This is a genomic window from Polaromonas sp., assembly GCF_030689685.1.
Lineage (GTDB): Bacteria > Pseudomonadota > Gammaproteobacteria > Burkholderiales > Burkholderiaceae_C > Polaromonas.
The window spans coordinates 82575-98511 of the sequence record NZ_JAUYEY010000022.1; the positions used below are offsets into that span (position 1 = coordinate 82575).

The 15937-nt window shown below is 59.9% G+C and carries 20 protein-coding genes and 1 tRNA gene; 9 read left to right on the forward strand and 12 right to left on the reverse strand.

The window, feature by feature from the left end:
- The first annotated feature begins 102 nt into the window (after positions 1-102).
- Complete coding sequence (grxD, locus tag Q8O29_RS06110) at positions 103-423, forward strand: Grx4 family monothiol glutaredoxin (protein WP_305561168.1); 321 nt, start codon at positions 103-105, stop codon at positions 421-423.
- Positions 424-463: 40 nt separating this feature from the next.
- On the opposite strand, the gene Q8O29_RS06115 is transcribed toward grxD, so the two are convergent.
- From Q8O29_RS06115 to Q8O29_RS06155, 9 genes are all read right to left on the reverse strand, one after another.
- Positions 464-712, reverse strand: a complete 249-nt coding sequence (locus tag Q8O29_RS06115) for a hypothetical protein (RefSeq protein ID WP_305561169.1) — start codon at positions 710-712, stop codon at positions 464-466.
- A 53-nt stretch (positions 713-765) separates the two neighbouring features.
- Positions 766-972, reverse strand: coding sequence for a DNA gyrase inhibitor YacG (locus tag Q8O29_RS06120; protein WP_305561170.1), 207 nt, complete (start codon positions 970-972; stop codon positions 766-768).
- 30 nt (positions 973-1002) lie between these two features.
- Complete coding sequence (gene zapD / locus Q8O29_RS06125) at positions 1003-1758, reverse strand: cell division protein ZapD (protein WP_305561171.1); 756 nt, start codon at positions 1756-1758, stop codon at positions 1003-1005.
- Positions 1759-1792: 34 nt separating this feature from the next.
- Complete coding sequence (coaE, locus tag Q8O29_RS06130) at positions 1793-2401, reverse strand: dephospho-CoA kinase (protein WP_305561172.1); 609 nt, start codon at positions 2399-2401, stop codon at positions 1793-1795.
- Positions 2402-2405: 4 nt separating this feature from the next.
- A complete protein-coding gene (locus tag Q8O29_RS06135) occupies positions 2406-3266 on the reverse strand; it encodes an A24 family peptidase (RefSeq protein ID WP_305561173.1) in 861 nt (286 codons plus the stop codon).
- Positions 3266-4483, reverse strand: coding sequence for a type II secretion system F family protein (locus tag Q8O29_RS06140; RefSeq protein ID WP_305561174.1), 1218 nt, complete (start codon positions 4481-4483; stop codon positions 3266-3268). The genes Q8O29_RS06135 and Q8O29_RS06140 overlap by 1 nt, the downstream gene beginning before the upstream one ends.
- Positions 4484-4565: 82 nt before the next feature.
- Positions 4566-6296, reverse strand: a complete 1731-nt coding sequence (pilB, locus tag Q8O29_RS06145) for a type IV-A pilus assembly ATPase PilB (protein WP_305561175.1) — start codon at positions 6294-6296, stop codon at positions 4566-4568.
- A 136-nt stretch (positions 6297-6432) separates the two neighbouring features.
- Positions 6433-6509: transfer RNA gene (locus tag Q8O29_RS06150), tRNA-Pro, on the reverse strand.
- Positions 6510-6529: 20 nt separating this feature from the next.
- Entirely contained in the window at positions 6530-7513 is a 984-nt protein-coding gene (locus tag Q8O29_RS06155; protein ID WP_305561176.1) for a polyprenyl synthetase family protein, read from the reverse strand.
- A gap of 170 nt (positions 7514-7683) precedes the next feature.
- Between Q8O29_RS06155 and rplU the strand changes: the two genes are divergently transcribed.
- The 4 genes from rplU to proB all read left to right on the forward strand — a co-directional run bounded on the left by rplU (position 7684) and on the right by proB (position 10724).
- A complete protein-coding gene (gene rplU / locus Q8O29_RS06160; protein WP_305561177.1) occupies positions 7684-7995 on the forward strand; it encodes a 50S ribosomal protein L21 in 312 nt (103 codons plus the stop codon).
- A gap of 38 nt (positions 7996-8033) precedes the next feature.
- Positions 8034-8291, forward strand: coding sequence for a 50S ribosomal protein L27 (gene rpmA, locus Q8O29_RS06165; RefSeq protein ID WP_188707393.1), 258 nt, complete (start codon positions 8034-8036; stop codon positions 8289-8291).
- Between the two features lie 130 nt (positions 8292-8421).
- Positions 8422-9504, forward strand: a complete 1083-nt coding sequence (gene cgtA / locus Q8O29_RS06170; protein WP_305561178.1) for an Obg family GTPase CgtA — start codon at positions 8422-8424, stop codon at positions 9502-9504.
- Between the two features lie 83 nt (positions 9505-9587).
- On the forward strand, positions 9588-10724 hold the full coding sequence (gene proB, locus Q8O29_RS06175; protein ID WP_305561179.1) for a glutamate 5-kinase: 1137 nt from the start codon (positions 9588-9590) through the stop codon (positions 10722-10724).
- On the opposite strand, the gene Q8O29_RS06180 is transcribed toward proB, so the two are convergent.
- Positions 10714-11217 (reverse strand): CNP1-like family protein, encoded by a 504-nt coding sequence (locus Q8O29_RS06180; RefSeq protein WP_305561180.1) that lies wholly within the window; start codon positions 11215-11217, stop codon positions 10714-10716. The two genes, proB and Q8O29_RS06180, sit on opposite strands and share 11 nt — an antisense overlap.
- Positions 11207-11896, reverse strand: coding sequence for an RNA pyrophosphohydrolase (locus Q8O29_RS06185; RefSeq protein WP_305561199.1), 690 nt, complete (start codon positions 11894-11896; stop codon positions 11207-11209). Before Q8O29_RS06185 ends, Q8O29_RS06180 begins: the two co-directional genes overlap by 11 nt.
- A gap of 113 nt (positions 11897-12009) precedes the next feature.
- Between Q8O29_RS06185 and Q8O29_RS06190 the strand changes: the two genes are divergently transcribed.
- From Q8O29_RS06190 to Q8O29_RS06205, 4 genes are all read left to right on the forward strand, one after another.
- A complete protein-coding gene (locus Q8O29_RS06190) occupies positions 12010-13752 on the forward strand; it encodes a proline--tRNA ligase (RefSeq protein ID WP_305561181.1) in 1743 nt (580 codons plus the stop codon).
- A gap of 38 nt (positions 13753-13790) precedes the next feature.
- A complete protein-coding gene (locus tag Q8O29_RS06195) occupies positions 13791-14390 on the forward strand; it encodes a lytic transglycosylase domain-containing protein (protein ID WP_305561182.1) in 600 nt (199 codons plus the stop codon).
- Between the two features lie 165 nt (positions 14391-14555).
- A complete protein-coding gene (locus Q8O29_RS06200; RefSeq protein WP_305561183.1) occupies positions 14556-15104 on the forward strand; it encodes a winged helix-turn-helix domain-containing protein in 549 nt (182 codons plus the stop codon).
- Positions 15032-15628: an IS630 family transposase gene (locus Q8O29_RS06205; RefSeq protein WP_305561184.1), complete on the forward strand. Its 597-nt coding sequence runs from the start codon at positions 15032-15034 to the stop codon at positions 15626-15628. Before Q8O29_RS06200 ends, Q8O29_RS06205 begins: the two co-directional genes overlap by 73 nt.
- Here the strand turns inward: Q8O29_RS06205 and Q8O29_RS06210 are convergent.
- Positions 15614-15901, reverse strand: a complete 288-nt coding sequence (locus Q8O29_RS06210; protein WP_305561185.1) for a nucleotidyltransferase family protein — start codon at positions 15899-15901, stop codon at positions 15614-15616. The genes Q8O29_RS06205 and Q8O29_RS06210 overlap by 15 nt on opposite strands.
- Positions 15902-15937 lie beyond the last annotated feature (36 nt).

Genomic DNA, 15937 nt, shown 5'->3' on the forward strand with positions numbered 1-15937 from the left:
CGAGGCTTGACTTTTCGCCGTTGAAATCCATCTGCCAAGGGATGGCCGCCAGATCAGCCTGATCCTCGCGGCAACGGCTTGACCCCTTTCCAAGGACCCGACATGAACGATACCCAGCAACGCATTGACCAGATCGTGAAATCCAGCGACGTGGTGCTTTTCATGAAAGGCACCGCGCAGTTTCCACAGTGCGGCTTCTCCGGCCGGGCGATCCAGGTGCTCAAGGCCTGCGGCGTGAGCAAACCGGCCACGGTCAACGTGCTGGAAGACCCGGACATCCGCAACGGCATCAAGGAATACAGCAACTGGCCAACGATTCCCCAGCTCTACGTGAAGGGTGAATTTATCGGCGGTTCGGACATCATGATGGAGATGTACGAAAACGGCGAGTTGCAGCAGGTGCTCGCTACGCCTTCAGCCTGAAAATGGGGCTCACGCCTGCCCAGGCTGACCGGCCTGGGGTTTAGTGCGTGTAGCCTTCGCAGGCGCCGGCGTTGACCCTTCCCTTGCACTCCCGCTTGAGCCGCTCGCTGCGCTCCTTGCGGGTTTCCTGCGAGCCAGGCAGGAATTTGGTGCTGCCCTGTTTCTTCTCAGGGGCAGCCTTTTTAGCCTTCTCGGTGGCGGCAAGGCCGGGCGCGGCCGTCAGGCTCAGCCACAAGGCAATGCCCGCAACAGCAAGTATCCCGCGCCCGAAAAACGAGTGTTGAGTCATTTCCACGCTCCCTGAGATGGGCGGTCTGAACCGCCTGCTTGCACAAACGAGATTTATTGCAGTTTCGCGTCGCCATACACCTGGTCATCCGGGGGCGCATCAGCCGGCATGCGAAAACTCTCGCTAGCCCAAGCGCCGAGGTCGACATTTTTGCAGCGCTGACTGCAAAAGGGGCGGAAGCGGTTGTCCGGACCGTACACACTGGGCCCGCTGCAGGTGGGACAGACCACAATTTTGGGTTTTGGCGGATCGGAGGTCATCGCTCACTCAAGCTGGGCCAGTGCTGTCGTTCAGGAGCAGAGCGTCAATTCAAAAGCCGCGTCTTCGGTCGAAGAATGCAGCCGGTCGTCGCTCTCATGGCGCATGAGGCGGACGGAAACAATCAGGCGGTTGCCGCTGATTTCGGGAATCAGCCCCAGCCCCGGATCAATACGCAGGCGCAGCAACTGGAAGGTACGGCCTTGCGGCAGGGTCTGCTGGTACTGCCCACTGGTCGCCACCACCTTTTGCGGCAGGCCGGAGTCACGCAACAATTTGAGCAACATGCGAATCGACTCGGCCAGCGGCACCAGCGTGGCGATCCAGCGCTGCAGATCCTTTTGGCGCGTGATCGGATCAAAATGCTGCCATGCAAAATAGGCCGGCAGATCAAATTCGCAGGTGCCCCCTGGGATGCCGATGCGGCTGCGTATGCTCATGAGCCAGTCGTTTTCGGTCAGCGACTGGCCCGCCTTGCCCGGCAGGCCGGTCAGTGTGGCAAAACACTCGTCGAGCTGGCCAGTCACTTCATCAAGCACCGCTTCGGAGATCGCGGGATTGCCCCGGTAACCGTTGAGCAGGTGTTTTTGCCGGTCCAGGTCCTTGAGCACATCGGTTTTCAGGTCGGCGCGGGCTGCCACGTCCATCACTTCAAAAATGGTGGTGATCGCGTAGTGGTGGTCGGTCGGATGGTCCCGCGCGGCCAGTTCGCCAAGGCGGTGAAAGAGGTGCTCAAGCCGCAAATACGTGCGAATGCGTTCGTTGAAGGGATATTCGTAAAGAATCACTGCGATATATCTTTTTCAGCGGAAGGGTTAGCCATCATAGCCCGAAGCGCTGCGCCGCCTGGCGGACCCGCAGCGCCAGCGCGCCCAGCGAGACCGTGCCATCGTTGTCAATACAAACGTCTGCCGCAGCGAGTCTCAGCATGCGGCTAGCCTGCCCGGCCATCACCTGCTCAACCATCTGCCGCGTCCAGCCACTCCGGGCCATCACGCGGCTGATCTGCGTTTCCTCGCTGCAGTCCACCACCAGCACCTGGTCAAGCTGGCGGCGCCAGCGGCCGGACTCAACCAGCAGGGGCACATCAAACACCATGCAGGCGTGTCCCAGTTGCCGTGCCTGCGCCGCCTGGCGCGCGGTTTCCGCACTGACCAGCGGGTGGATGATAGTTTCCAGCCGGCGTTTTGCGTCTGGATCGCTGAAAACCAGCTCGCGCATGCGGTCCCGGTCCAGCGTGCCTTCAGCAGTCACAAAGTCGGCACCAAATGCTTTGGCAATCAGGAGAATCGCCGCCCCCCCTGGCGCGGTGGTCTGGCGCGAGATCGCATCGGCATCGATGATTACCGCGCCGCACTCTGCGAGCATCCTGGCCACCGTGCTTTTGCCACTGCCAATGCCGCCGGTCAGTCCCACGCGCAAGGCCTGCATGCCGCTACAGGCCGATCACGCGCAAAATCGCCTGCGGGCCGAACACCATCGCCGTCAAGCCCGCGCCCGCCAGAAACGGGCCAAACGGCACGTAACCACCTTCACGCAAGCCACTGGAAAATTTCATCGCAATCCCGACCAGCGCGCCTATGACCGACGCCATCAAAATGATGGGCACCAGGGCTGACCAGCCAAACCAGGCCCCCAGCGCCGCAAACAGCTTGAAGTCCCCGTAGCCCATGCCTTCTTTTCCGGTCACAAGCTTGAACGCCCAATACACCAGCCACAGCGACAAGTAGCCGGCCACCGCACCCCACAGGGCCTGGCTCAGGCTGATAGCCGGGTTCCAGCCCAGCACGACAACAATCAGGCCGGCCCACACCAAGGGCAGGGTGATGTCATCTGGCAACAAGGTGGTATCCCAATCGATCAATCCAAGCGCGACCAGGGCCGCCGCAAAGCCGCCCCAGGCCAGCGCGGTCCAGCTCAAACCCCAGCGCCATGCGCAGAAAAAAAACAGCGCGCCCGTTGCCAGCTCCACCAGGGGATAACGCAGGCCGAATTTTGTGCCACACACGGAGCATTGCCCCTTGAGAAAGAGGTAGCTCAAAACGGGAATATTCTCATACCAGGCAATCACGTGACCACAACTTGAACACCGCGAGCGGGGCATCAGCAGGTTGAAAGCTTCCGTGTTTTGCGTCGGCATGCCAGACATTTCGGCACATTCGAGCGCCCATTGGCGCTCCATGATTTTGGGCAGGCGGTAAATGACGACGTTCAGGAAACTGCCGATCAGCAACCCAAAAATACCGGCCAATGCGGCGTCGAAGCCCGCAGGCAAACCAAACACCAGCCCTGACATCAAACCACTTGGCCGAGCTTGAAGATCGGCAAGTACATGGACACCACGATGCCGCCGATCAGACTGCCAAGAAACACGATGATGATGGGCTCCATCAGGCTGGACAGGCCGGCGACCATTTCATCGACTTCGGCTTCATAAAAGTCGGCGGCTTTTCCGAGCATGTGATCGACCGAACCGGACTCCTCACCAATCGCGCACATCTGCAGCACCATGGTGGGAAACAGGTTGGCATTGCCCATGGCGGCCGTCAGACTGGTGCCGGTGGAGACTTCCTGCTGTATTTTTTCCGTGGCGTCGGCATACAGCGAGTTGCCGGACGCACCGCCCACTGAATCCAGCGCCTCGACCAGGGGCACGCCTGCAGCAAACATGGTTGACAGTGTGCGGGTCCAGCGGGCGATACACGACTTTTCAATCAACACCCCAAACACCGGTACTTTTAGCAGGACACGGTCCATCACGCGCTGCATTTTTTCGTTGCGCCGCCAGGCCTGCATAAAAAAGTAAATGCTGCCACCTATACCGCCAAAAATTAGCCACCAATAGGCTACAAAAAATTCGCTGATGGCCATCACAAACAGGGTGGGAGCCGGAAGATCCGCACCAAACGAGGAGAACACCTGCTTGAACGCGGGAATCACAAAAATCATGATCACGGCGACCACAATAAACGCCACAACCACCACCGAAGCCGGGTACATCAACGCGGACTTGATTTTCGATTTGATGGCCTCGGTTTTTTCCATGTAAACCGCCAGCCGGTCCAGCAATGCCTCCAGGATACCGGCAGCCTCACCGGCTTCCACCAGATTGCAATACAGCGCATTGAAGTACAAGGGATACTTCCGAAAAGCGGCGCTCAATGAAGTACCGGTTTCCACATCAGTCCGCACATCGTTGAGGAGCTTGGTGACACTGGCATTGGGATTGCCGCGCCCGACAATGTCGAACGATTGCAACAGCGGCACACCGGCCTTCATCATGGTCGCCAGCTGCCGCGTGAAAATGGCAATGTCCTTGGGCTTGATGGACTTGCCCGAACGCATGCTGCGTTTTTTGATTTTTGTCGGAAAGACGCCTTGCCGGCGCAGCGAGGCCTTGACCTGGTTTTCGCCGACAGCACGGGTTTCACCCCTGACCTGCTTGCCATTGCGGTCCTTGCCTTCCCATTCAAAGACAAATTCCTTGATGGCTTTGGAGGTTGCTGTTGCCATGTTGCCTTCTTGCTAGTACGGACAGGATGTGGGGAGCCCGAGGCGTTTGCCGCGCTGGTAGGTACGGAATACGCGGGCAGGTCTAGACATTGGTGCAACCCAGAATTTCCTCAAGCGAGGTCATACCCGTTTTGACCTTTTGCAATCCCGCGCCCCGGAGGCTTTTCACGCCTTCCTTGGCAGCCTGTTCGGCAATTTCGAGGGCGCTGCCATCGCGCAGGATGATGCGCTGGATTTCATCCGTGATCGGCATCACCTGATAGATACCGACGCGCCCCTTGTAGCCGCTGTTGCACATGGAGCAACCGACCGGACGGTAAGGGGTCCACGAACCATCAACATCGTCTTCCTCGAAGCCGGCGTCTAGCAAGGTCTCCCGCGGGATGTCCGCTGGAGCCTTGCAGTTGGGACACAGGCGCCGCGCCAGGCGCTGGGCGGTGATCAGGATCACGCTGGACGCAATATTGAAGGGCGCAATGCCCATGTTGCGCAGCCGGGTCAGCGTGGCGGGTGCATCGTTGGTATGCAAGGTAGACAACACGAGGTGGCCGGTTTGCGCCGCCTTGATGGAAATCTCCGCAGTTTCCAGGTCGCGGATCTCGCCGACCATGATGATGTCCGGATCCTGGCGCAAAAACGCCTTCAGGGCCACCGAAAAAGTCAGGCCGGCCTTGTCATTCATACTGACCTGGTTGACACCCGGCAGGTTGATCTCGGCCGGATCTTCCGCTGTCGATATGTTCACGCCAGGCTTGTTCAGGATGTTCAGGCAGGTGTACAGCGACACGGTTTTCCCGGAACCGGTCGGCCCCGTCACCAGCACCATGCCATAAGGACGCTGGACCGCGCTGAGCAACCGTTCCTTTTCGATGGGCTCGTATCCGAGCGCATCAATGCCCAGCTTCGCACTGCTCGGGTCCAGGATACGGATCACGATTTTTTCGCCGAACATCGTGGGCAGCGTGCTGACCCGGAAATCGATGACGCGGTCAGGCCCAATCTTGAGCTTCATCTTCCCGTCTTGCGGCACCCGCTTTTCAGAGATGTCCATCTTGGAGATCACCTTGATACGCGAAGCCAGCTTTTCCTTGATGGCCACCGGCGGCGAAGCGATCTCGCGCAACTCCCCATCGACACGGAAACGCACGCGGTAGGTGTGCTCATAGGGTTCAAAATGCAGGTCCGAAGCGCGCATGCTGAAAGCATCAAGCAACATTTTGTGCAAAAATTTGACGACCGGCGCGTCCTCAACATCCGAGCTCCCACTGCTATCGTTGCTGTCGACGCTAGCCGCCTCGGCGTTGGACTCTTCAAACTCGAAGTCATCGCCGATGATGCTGTCCATCGCCTCGGACGCCGTGGTGGCCGATGCCTCTACCAACTTGGACAGCTTGTCGTACTCGGCAATGACCCAGTCCACGCCCATCTGGGTCGAAAACTTGATTTTTTCAGCCGCCTCCTGGTCCGAGGGATCTGCTGTCGCAACAATCAATCGGTTGCTGCGCTTGCTCAACACAACAATGCGATAGGCCTGGCAAATTTTGGCGTCCAGCAGGCCCCTGGGCAGACGTTGGGTATCAATGGCGTTGAGGTCGAGCAGGGGCGCCGCAAACGCGGTTGACATGGTGTGCGCCAAATCCGACGCTGAAACAACGCCAGAGCCGGTCAGTTCCGCGATAAAGCTGGTGCGGCCGCTTTGAGCCTTGCGAAAAATGTCTTCTGCGGCTTTCTGCCCGAGTTTGCCGGCCATCACCAGCGCCCGTCCCAGACCGGGCAAAGCGGGTGCATTGATGACGGTATCGACAGCGGCCATGAGTTTCGAATCTACCTCAAATTGACAAAATTGACATCATCGTTGATAGCTCGGGGGATGTAAATCGAAATGGCCGCCGCCCCGGTGTTGGAACGACGACAACGAATCAGAAGAGTGGACGGGAACAGGCGACGAATGGTCGGGGTGAGAGGATTCGAACCTCCGGCCTCTACGTCCCGAACGTAGCGCTCTACCAGGCTAAGCTACACCCCGACAGCTACCCCGATCCGGCGTCAGGAACGACGCTGCAGAAGCTGGGAAGCCAATTCTAGCAAGGCCTCGCTGTAGGTATTGCGTCCGAGGACCGCCAGCGCCTGAATCGCCCGCTGCGCTTCAGAGGCTGCAGCATCGCGGGTCGCCTGCAGGGCGCCGGTTTGCCTGACGATGGCCACAATTTCGGCCAGGCGCTCGGTTCCGCCGGTCTCAATGGCGTGGCGGATCATGCCCTGCTCTGCCGCCGTGCCGCGCTGCATGGCAATGATCAGCGGCAAAGTGGCCTTGCCCTCCCGCAGGTCATCTCCCAGGTTCTTGCCCATCTCGGCTGCATCACCGTCGTAGTCGAGCACGTCGTCAATCACCTGGAAAGCCGTGCCCAGCGCCTGCCCGTAGTCCGCGCAGGCCTGCTCGACCGCAGCCGGCGCCCCTGCCAGCAAGGCTGCCAGCCGCGCACTGGCCTCGAACAATTTGGCCGTCTTGGAACGGATCACCCGCAGGTAGCCGTCCTCCGACAAGCTGGCGTCGTGCATGTTCATCAGTTGCAGCACCTCACCCTCGGCAATGATATTGGTCGCTTCGGCCAGGGTCTGCATGATGCGCATGTCGCCAGCATCAACCATCATCTGGAAGGCCCGCGAATACAGAAAATCGCCGACCAGCACGCTGGCCGGGTTGCCAAACGAGGCGTTTGCCGTCGCGCGGCCCCGGCGCAGGGTCGATTCATCAACCACGTCGTCGTGCAGCAAGGTCGCGGTGTGTATGAATTCAACAACAGCCGCCAGATTGAAGCGTTGCTCGCCGCGATAGTCCAGCGCGCCGCAGATCAGTAGCAGCAACGCGGGGCGCAAGCGCTTGCCGCCAGCGGCGATGATGTACTGTGACACCTGGCTGACCAGGGGCACATCGGAGCTGAGGCGGCGCGTGATCACCGCGTCCATGGCCTGCATGTCGCTGGCAATCAGGGCCAGCGCAGCGGTCGTGCTAGAAGAATTGACAGTCAAGGCGGTCCAGACAAGAGGTTGGCCAGATTATAGGAAGCCTGCAGCCGACTCCCGGTTGTCCGTCTGCCCGGACGGGCGGCAATGCGGGTTTTCCGCGTCCCGTGCTAGAATCGAGGGCTCTGTGGAAATTCGTCCGCAGAACTCAAATATCTATACGAGATGAGGTCTTCATGTACGCGGTCATAAAAACCGGTGGCAAACAGTACAAAGTTGCTACGGGTGAAAAAATTAAAGTAGAACAGATTGCTGCGGACGTAGGCCAAGAGATCGTTATTGACCAGGTGTTGGCTGTCGGAGAAGGCAGCACAATCACGGTTGGTACGCCCTTGGTGCTAGGTGCAACTGTTACGGTTACTGTCCTTTCGCAGGGCAGGCACGACAAGGTTCGCATTTTCAAAATGCGCCGTCGCAAGCATTACCAAAAACGCCAGGGTCACCGGCAAAACTTCACTGAACTGCAAATCGGCGCCATCGTCGGTTAAGCACAGAAGTACCAGGACTCACCAAGGAGTATTGAAAAATGGCACAGAAAAAAGGCGGCGGCTCTACGCGAAACGGGCGCGATTCGCAGCCCAAGATGTTGGGTGTCAAGAAGTTCGGCGGCGAAGTGATCAACGCAGGCAGCATCATCGTGCGCCAGCGTGGCACCAAGTTCCATCCGGGCGTCAACGTCGGCATCGGCAAGGACCACACCCTGTTTGCACTGGTGGACGGTTCGGTCTCGTTTGCCATCAAAGGCGCGCTGAGCAAGCACACCGTCAATGTGACACCAGCGTAAGCTGATCACTTCGATGGCATCGAAGCCCCGCTTGGTCGGGGCTTTGTTGTTTTGGTCTCTTGTTGTTGTGTATTTCTAAACTATCCTCGGGGGCCGGCGCCACATCTGCTGCCAGTCCTTTCCAAAAACCATGAAATTTGTTGACGAAGCCTTTATTGACATCGCCGCCGGCGATGGTGGGAGCGGCTGCGTCTCGTTTCGCCACGAAAAGTACAAGGAATTCGGCGGCCCCAACGGCGGCGACGGTGGGCGCGGCGGCCATGTTTATGCGGTGGCCGATGTCAACCTGAACACCTTGGTGGATTTCCGTTTTTCGCGCCGCCACGAAGCGCGCAACGGAGAACACGGCATGGGCTCGGACATGTTTGGCGCCAAGGGCGACGACATCATGCTGAAGATGCCAGTGGGCACCATCCTGACCGACTCTGAAACCGGCGAGGTTTTGTACGAGTTGCTGGTGCCCGGCGAGGAGCTGCTGATTGCCAAGGGCGGCGACGGCGGCTTCGGCAACCTGCGCTTCAAAAGCTCGACCAACCGCGCGCCGCGCAGCAAGACACCGGGCTGGCCCGGCGAGCGCAAAAGCCTCAAGCTCGAACTCAAGGTGCTGGCCGACGTCGGCCTGCTGGGCATGCCCAATGCGGGCAAATCGACCTTCATCACCGCCGTGTCCAATGCGCGGCCACGCATCGCCGACTACCCCTTCACCACCCTGCATCCCAATCTGGGCGTGGTGCGCGTGGGGCCTGAACAGAGTTTTGTGGTCGCCGACCTGCCCGGCCTGATCGAGGGCGCGTCCGAAGGAGCCGGCCTGGGCCATCTGTTTTTGCGTCACTTGCAACGCACGCGTTTGCTGCTGCACATCGTCGACATGGCGCCGTTTGACGACAGCGTCGACCCGGTCGCGCAGGCCAAGGCCATCGTCGGCGAGCTCAAGAAGTACGATGCGGCGCTTTACGACAAGCCGCGCTGGCTGGTGCTCAACAAGCTCGACATGGTGGACGACGACAAACGCGCCGCGATGGTCAAGGACTTCGTCAAACGCTTCAAGTTCAAGGGACCGGTGTTCGAGATTTCTGCCTTGACGCGCGAAGGCTGTGAGCAGCTGGTCAAGACCATATATCAGCACGTCAAAAGCGTGCAAAAAAGCGAGCAGGAACCGGAAGAGATTGACCCGCGATTTGCCGACCTGCCGGGTGAGCCTGACACGCCCTGAGACGCTACCGACTTCGCTTGCTACAATAATCATAGCTACTTACGCCCATCCGACAAGGGCTGGAGCACTAAAACCACCAGAACATGCAAGAAAAAACAGGTTCCCAGGTTCTTCTCAATGCCAAGCGCATCGTGGTCAAGGTCGGCTCCAGCCTGGTTACCGATGAGGGACGCGGCCTGGACGCCGCTGCCATCGGCCAGTGGTGCCAGCAACTGGCGGTGCTGGTCAAAAGCGGCCGCGAGGTCATTATGGTCAGTAGCGGCGCGATTGCCGAGGGCATGAAACGCCTGGGCTGGGCCACGCGGCCCAAGGCCATCCATGAGCAGCAGGCAGCCGCCGCCGTCGGCCAAATGGGTCTGGTCCAGGTCTACGAAAGCCAGTTGCGTGACAACGGCGTCGGCAGCGCCCAGGTGCTGCTGACCCATGCCGACCTGGCCGACCGCGAGCGTTACCTCAACGCCCGCTCCACCCTGCTGACCTTGCTACAGCTCGGCGTGGTTCCGGTGATCAATGAAAACGACACCGTCGTCAACGACGAAATTAAGTTTGGCGACAACGACACCCTGGGCGCACTGGTCGCCAACCTGGTGGACGCGGATGCGCTGATCATCCTCACCGACCAGAAAGGCCTGTACAGCGCCGATCCGCGCAAGGACCCCGCCGCGCGGTTTGTCCGTGAAGCCAAAGCCGGCGACCCCGCGTTGGAAGCCATGGCGGGTGGCGCTGGCTCCAGCATCGGCAAGGGCGGCATGATCACCAAAATCTTGGCAGCCAAACGTGCGGCCGGTTCAGGCGCCTCCACTGTGATCGCCTGGGGCCGGGAGCCGAACGCGCTGATCCGCCTGACGCAGGGCGAGTCCATCGGCACCCTGCTGGTGGCCCAGACGCCGAAAAACCAGGCGCGCAAGCAATGGATCGCGGACCATCTGCAGTTACGCGGCGCGGTGACGGTGGATGCCGGTGCCGTGGCGAAAGTGCGCGACGAAGGAAAAAGTCTGCTGCCTATTGGCATGACCTCGGTTCAGGGCGAGTTTTACCGTGGCGATGTGATTGCCATTCGCGGTGCGGAAGGCGCCGAAGTTGCGCGCGGCCTGGCCAACTACTCCAGCGCAGAGGCCCGCCTGATCTGCCGCAAGCCTTCAGCGGAATTTGAAAAGCTGCTGGGCTACACCGGCGAAGCCGAGATGGTCCACCGAACCAACCTGGTGCTCACCAGTTGAAACGGCTGAAGCGGTTGAATTTCAGTTGACGGATGAGTTCATCGACTGATGAGGCCTGCGCCGCGTTGTCGCAGGCACCGGCCCGAGCGAAGGCCAGTGCATGTTTGGATGGCATGTTGTCGAACATGGAGCGCCATTCCGGCTGCGCCACTGGCGACCAGACACCCGAGGGGCTGGAACGGGCATACGTCTTGACCTCGCCAGTGACGCAGCGTATGCCTTCATACAGGACGTTGCGCGCACCGCTGGCGCTGGTGGCGACCATCACATAACTGAGCACGCCGTCTTTCGAAATCCGCAGGGTCGCCGGGTCCACCCCATAGGTCAACGATGAGGCTTGGGAGATATCAAAAGTCAGCAGTTTGCCCGCATCAAAAGCCGGCGGCGGCGGAACCGCCTCTTCCTTCCAGTCCGCCAGTTCGGCGTCCCGTTGCGCCCAGGCCCCGGCCGACAGGCCCAGCAGACAAACCATCACCAGCGATTTAATGATCATGTTTTTCATTTCGGAAAACGCCCGCGAAACTGGTTTGCGGATCCGGTTCAAAAGTAGCGCCTGGCGGCAGCTCAAACGAGGCACCTGGCAACCCGGCCGAATGCAAACTCTGCTCGCTGGTGCCAGCTTCGCCCGGATCACGCTGGCGCATGCCGCCCCGCAAGTAGCGGTTGCGGTGGTCCGGCCTGGCATCAAAACGGTTGTCGACACGCGGCACAAAACGTGACAGCTCTGTCAATGCCATTTCATAAACGCCACGCTTGAATTCCACAACGACGTCGAGCGGCACCCAGTAGTCGTTCCAGCGCCAGGCATCGAACTCCGGATGGTCGGTCGCGCGCAGGTTCAGGTCCCAGTCGTGACCGACCAGTTGCAGCAGAAACCAGATTTGTTTCTGGCCTTTGTAATGGCCGCGCGCATCGCGGCGAATAAACCGGTCAGGCACCTCATAGCGCAACCAGTCCCGGGTTCGGGCAAGCACCTGCACATGTTGCGGCATCAGCCCCACTTCTTCATGCAATTCGCGGAACATGGCCTGCTCGGGATTTTCGCCCCGGTCAATGCCACCCTGCGGAAACTGCCAGGAGTGGGTGCGAATGCGCTTGCCCCAAAATACCTGACTTCTCTGGTTGAGCAAGATGATGCCGACGTTGGGCCTGAAGCCGTCCCGGTCGAGCATAATCAAACCTCAATTTTTTTAACTGAGTCCATTATGCACAGCAGAAGGCTCAGAGCCAAGCGCACCTCGGGGCCCTCGTCCCAAAAACTTCACGAAGCCCAGAAAAACAAGCCATGAAAGCATCCCAGTTCTTTATTTCCACGCTCAAGGAAGCGCCTGCGGACGCTGAGGTGGTCAGCCACCAGCTCATGACGCGAGCGGGCATGATCAAGAAACTGGGCGCCGGTATCTACAACTACATGCCGATGGGGCTGCGCGTGATCCGCAAGGTCGAAGCCATCGTGCGCGAGGAAATGAACCGCGCCGGCGCCGTCGAGATGAGCATGCCGGTGGTCCAGCCCGCCGAGCTCTGGCAGGAGACCGGTCGCTTTGAATCCATGGGGCCTGAGTTGCTGCGCATCAAGGACCGCCATGGCCGCGATTTTGTAGTCCAGCCGACCAGCGAGGAAGTCATCACCGACGTGATGCGACAGGATATCCGCAGCTACAAGCAGCTGCCGAAAAACCTGTACCAGATCCAGACCAAATTCCGCGATGAGCGCCGTCCGCGCTTCGGCCTGATGCGCGGGCGCGAATTCATCATGAAGGACGCTTACAGTTTTGACCGGGACCCGACGGCTGCCAAGGCCAGTTACCAGGTCATGGCGACCGCCTATCGCCGGATTTTCGACAGGTTCGGTCTGCGCTACCGCGCGGTGGCAGCCGACAGCGGCGCGATCGGCGGCGACCTCAGCGAAGAATTTCAGGTGATTGCCGCCACCGGCGAAGACGCGATTGTTTATTGCCCGGGCAGCGACTACGCAGCCAACATGGAAAAAGCCGAGGCGTTGGCGCCCCAGGGCGAGCGCCGCGCGGCGGCGCAGCGAATGACCAAAACCGCCACACCGGGCAAGGCGACCTGCGGCGAGGTGGCCGAATTGCTGGCCATCCCGCTTGCGACCACGGTCAAGTCGCTGGTGCTGGCCACCGACGAGCTCGACGAGACCGGCAAGGTCAGAAAAACCCAGGTCTGGCTGCTGCTGCTGCGCGGCGACCACGACATGAACGAAGTCAAGGTCGGCAAAGTGCCCGGTTTGGCAGGTTTCCGCTTTGCAACGCTGCCCGAAATTGAAGACCACTTCGGCTGCCAGCCGGGCTACCTCGGCCCACTGAATCTTCAAAAACCGGTCAAGCTGGTGGTGGACCGTGAAGTTGCCGCCCTGGCCGACTGGGTCTGTGGCGCCAACGAGCCTGACTTTCACCTCACTGGCGTCAACTGGGGCCGCGACCTGCCCGAGCCCGATCTCGTGGCCGACATCCGCAACGTGGTCGCAGGCGATGCCTCACCCGACGGCAAAGGCGTGTTGGTGATCGAGCGCGGCATCGAGGTCGGTCATGTGTTCTACCTCGGCACCAAATACAGCCAGGCCATGAATGCCACCTTTCTCGACGAAAACGGCAAGCCGCAATTTCTGGAAATGGGTTGCTACGGCATCGGCATCACGCGCCTGCCGGCTGCTGCGATTGAGCAGAACCACGACGAGCGCGGCATCATCTGGCCAGACGCGATTGCGCCCTTCACCGTGGTGCTGTGCCCGATCAGCCCGGACCGCTTCCCAGATGTCAAAGCTGCGGCGGAAAAACTGCATGACGAGCTGGTCGCTGACGGCGTGGACGTGATCCTCGATGACCGGGGCGAACGTCCGGGTGCGATGTTTGCCGACTGGGAACTGATCGGCGTGCCGCACCGTGTCACCATCGGCGACCGCAGCCTCAAGGAAGGCCAGATCGAGTACCAGCACCGCCGCGACACGGCCTCCAGCAATGTGGCGGTCGGCGAGGTCTTTGCGTTCCTGAAGGGCAAACTCGCCGCATGAGGGCAGCGGCGCCCGACCTCGTCAATCCTGCAAGGAGAATGTGCCTCCAGTCCTTGTCAGGCGGGGCTTTACTGCTATTAATTTCAGAGCAAACCAGCGCCGGCGCGCAGATCGAGGAACCGCTGATCGATTCGGTGCGCACGGCTCTGAGTTCGGCCATTGCCAGCCAGGCGCCGCCGATTCCGGAGTTCCGTGATACCGAAAGCCGACTGGCCTACCTGCGCTGGCTGGGCGCCATGAGCGACCGGCTGCACAAGAAAAAACCCGAGTGGCAGATCCGCAAGGAGTTTTTGCAGACCGTCTGGTACGAAAGCAAGCGCGCCGGGCTGGATCTGGCGCTGGTGCTGGGCCTGATTCAGGTCGAGAGCAACTTCCGCAAGTTCGCGGTCAGTCGTGTGGGCGCGCGCGGCTACATGCAGGTCATGCCTTTCTGGGCACGTGTGATCGGCGACGGCGATGCCGGCAAGCTGTTTCACATGCAGACCAACCTGCGTTTCGGCTGCGTGATCCTGCGCCACTACCTGGACCGGGAAAAAGGCGACCTGTTCATGGGCCTGGGCCGCTACAACGGCTCGCGTGGCAAGGCGCCCTACCCCGATGCGGTGCTGGGCGCCAAGAAGCAGTGGGATTTCAGCTAGGGCCGCCTAGCAGAAAGTTGCCGCGTGCTGCTGTGCCAGGCAAGCCCGGATCGACGCCGCTTTCGTCCTTGAGCAGTACGCCCGACATCTGCCGCCTGAACATTTCATTCCATTTCCACAACATTAGTGCAATAATATCCTCCATCATACTTGATGGAGAAAGTCATGGCACGTCCAGTTACCGGGGATGATGAGACGATCGAAATTGCGCAAATAGCGATCTCGCAAGCCACAACGATGGATGAGCTGCGCCAGGCGCAAGCCGTACTGCTGCCCTTGCTGTATGGCCTGAGCCTGGAGCAGACTGCGCAAGTCATAGGTGTATCACTGGGCTGGGCTTGCCAGCTTCGGCGCCGCTTCATTACTGGGCGTTTCGTTGGTGCTGGCGGTGCGCCTGCCCCTGGCGGGCGTAAACGCCAGAACATGAGTGTTGAGCAAGAACGCGAGTTTTTGGCTCCCTTTATTGAGCAAGCTCAAACCGGCGGGGTCTTGGTGGTCGGCCAGATCAAAGCCGCATTGGACAAGCGTTTGGGCCGTACGGTAGCGCTATCGTCAACCTACAACTTGCTGCACCGCCACGACTGGCGAAAGCTGGTGCCTGACAAGCGCCACCCTCAAAGTGATCCCTTGGCTCAAGCGGAGTGGAAAAAAAACTCCCTAAAATCCTCCGCGAGGTCATCCAAGACTGGGCAGGCGGGCAAGCCATCAAGCTGATGTTTCAGGACGAGGCGCGCTTTGGCCGTATCTCGGACGTGCGCAGGTGCTGGGCGCCTTATCCAATGCGGCCTATGTGCCAAGCCATGCTGACCCACGAGTACAGCTACGCCTACGGGGCAGTGGATGCTTGTACGGGGGAGCTGGACAGCTTGATCCTGCCACATGTCAATACCTACTGTATGCAGCTATTCCTGGATGAGGTGTCCAGGCGTCACCCGGATGAGCGCATCGTGATGGTGATTGATGGGGCGGGCTGGCACCGAAGCGGGATGCTCAAAGCGCCAGACAATATCTACCTTTTGAAGCTGCCGCCTTACGCGCCAGAGCTCAACCCGATAGAACACGTCTGGGATGAGTTGCGCGAGAAGTTCTTTCACAATCGGGTCTTTGCCAGCCTTGACGCGCTGGAGGAGCAGCTTGCACTGGGACTCAGAACTTTGGAGCAAAACCCTGAAACTGTGCGCACCATTGTCTCTTGGGATTGGATTGTGAGCTCCTTGATTACTTCATTTATGAAGTAGAAATGGAATGAAATAGGGATTGCGTATGTAGCGTGGACTCACCAGATCGACATGGCGGCCCAACAATCGCTCCAGCGCGTCTGCAAGATCAATCCAGCGCCGCGCCCGCGATCCCGGCGCTTGCGAGTCGAGTTCAACCAAAAAATCGTAGTCACTGGACGCTGCGTCAAACCCCGCCCCAGCCGCAGAACCAAACAGCTCCAGATGCGCCACGCCATAAAGCTCGCAGAGTGCTGCGATCTTCGGAAGTTGAGGGGTCAATGCGGGGTTCATGAGCGCATTATCAGACACAATTTCGCACCAGCACCG

Coding starts and splice junctions, on each gene's coding strand:
- Q8O29_RS06185 (WP_305561199.1), bottom strand. CDS start 11,896: ATGCTCGACCGGGACGGCTTCAGGCCCAACGTCGGCATCATCTTGCTC.
- Q8O29_RS06135 (WP_305561173.1), bottom strand. CDS start 3,266: ATGTCAGGGCTGGTGTTTGGTTTGCCTGCGGGCTTCGACGCCGCATTG.
- Q8O29_RS06200 (WP_305561183.1), top strand. CDS start 14,556: ATGGCACGTCCAGTTACCGGGGATGATGAGACGATCGAAATTGCGCAA.
- Q8O29_RS06210 (WP_305561185.1), bottom strand. CDS start 15,901: ATGAACCCCGCATTGACCCCTCAACTTCCGAAGATCGCAGCACTCTGC.
- rpmA (WP_188707393.1), top strand. CDS start 8,034: ATGGCACAGAAAAAAGGCGGCGGCTCTACGCGAAACGGGCGCGATTCG.
- pilB (WP_305561175.1), bottom strand. CDS start 6,296: ATGGCCGCTGTCGATACCGTCATCAATGCACCCGCTTTGCCCGGTCTG.
- proB (WP_305561179.1), top strand. CDS start 9,588: ATGCAAGAAAAAACAGGTTCCCAGGTTCTTCTCAATGCCAAGCGCATC.
- rplU (WP_305561177.1), top strand. CDS start 7,684: ATGTACGCGGTCATAAAAACCGGTGGCAAACAGTACAAAGTTGCTACG.
- Q8O29_RS06120 (WP_305561170.1), bottom strand. CDS start 972: ATGACCTCCGATCCGCCAAAACCCAAAATTGTGGTCTGTCCCACCTGC.
- Q8O29_RS06190 (WP_305561181.1), top strand. CDS start 12,010: ATGAAAGCATCCCAGTTCTTTATTTCCACGCTCAAGGAAGCGCCTGCG.
- Q8O29_RS06180 (WP_305561180.1), bottom strand. CDS start 11,217: ATGATCATTAAATCGCTGGTGATGGTTTGTCTGCTGGGCCTGTCGGCC.
- Q8O29_RS06115 (WP_305561169.1), bottom strand. CDS start 712: ATGACTCAACACTCGTTTTTCGGGCGCGGGATACTTGCTGTTGCGGGC.
- grxD (WP_305561168.1), top strand. CDS start 103: ATGAACGATACCCAGCAACGCATTGACCAGATCGTGAAATCCAGCGAC.
- Q8O29_RS06195 (WP_305561182.1), top strand. CDS start 13,791: ATGTGCCTCCAGTCCTTGTCAGGCGGGGCTTTACTGCTATTAATTTCA.
- coaE (WP_305561172.1), bottom strand. CDS start 2,401: ATGCAGGCCTTGCGCGTGGGACTGACCGGCGGCATTGGCAGTGGCAAA.
- Q8O29_RS06140 (WP_305561174.1), bottom strand. CDS start 4,483: ATGGCAACAGCAACCTCCAAAGCCATCAAGGAATTTGTCTTTGAATGG.
- cgtA (WP_305561178.1), top strand. CDS start 8,422: ATGAAATTTGTTGACGAAGCCTTTATTGACATCGCCGCCGGCGATGGT.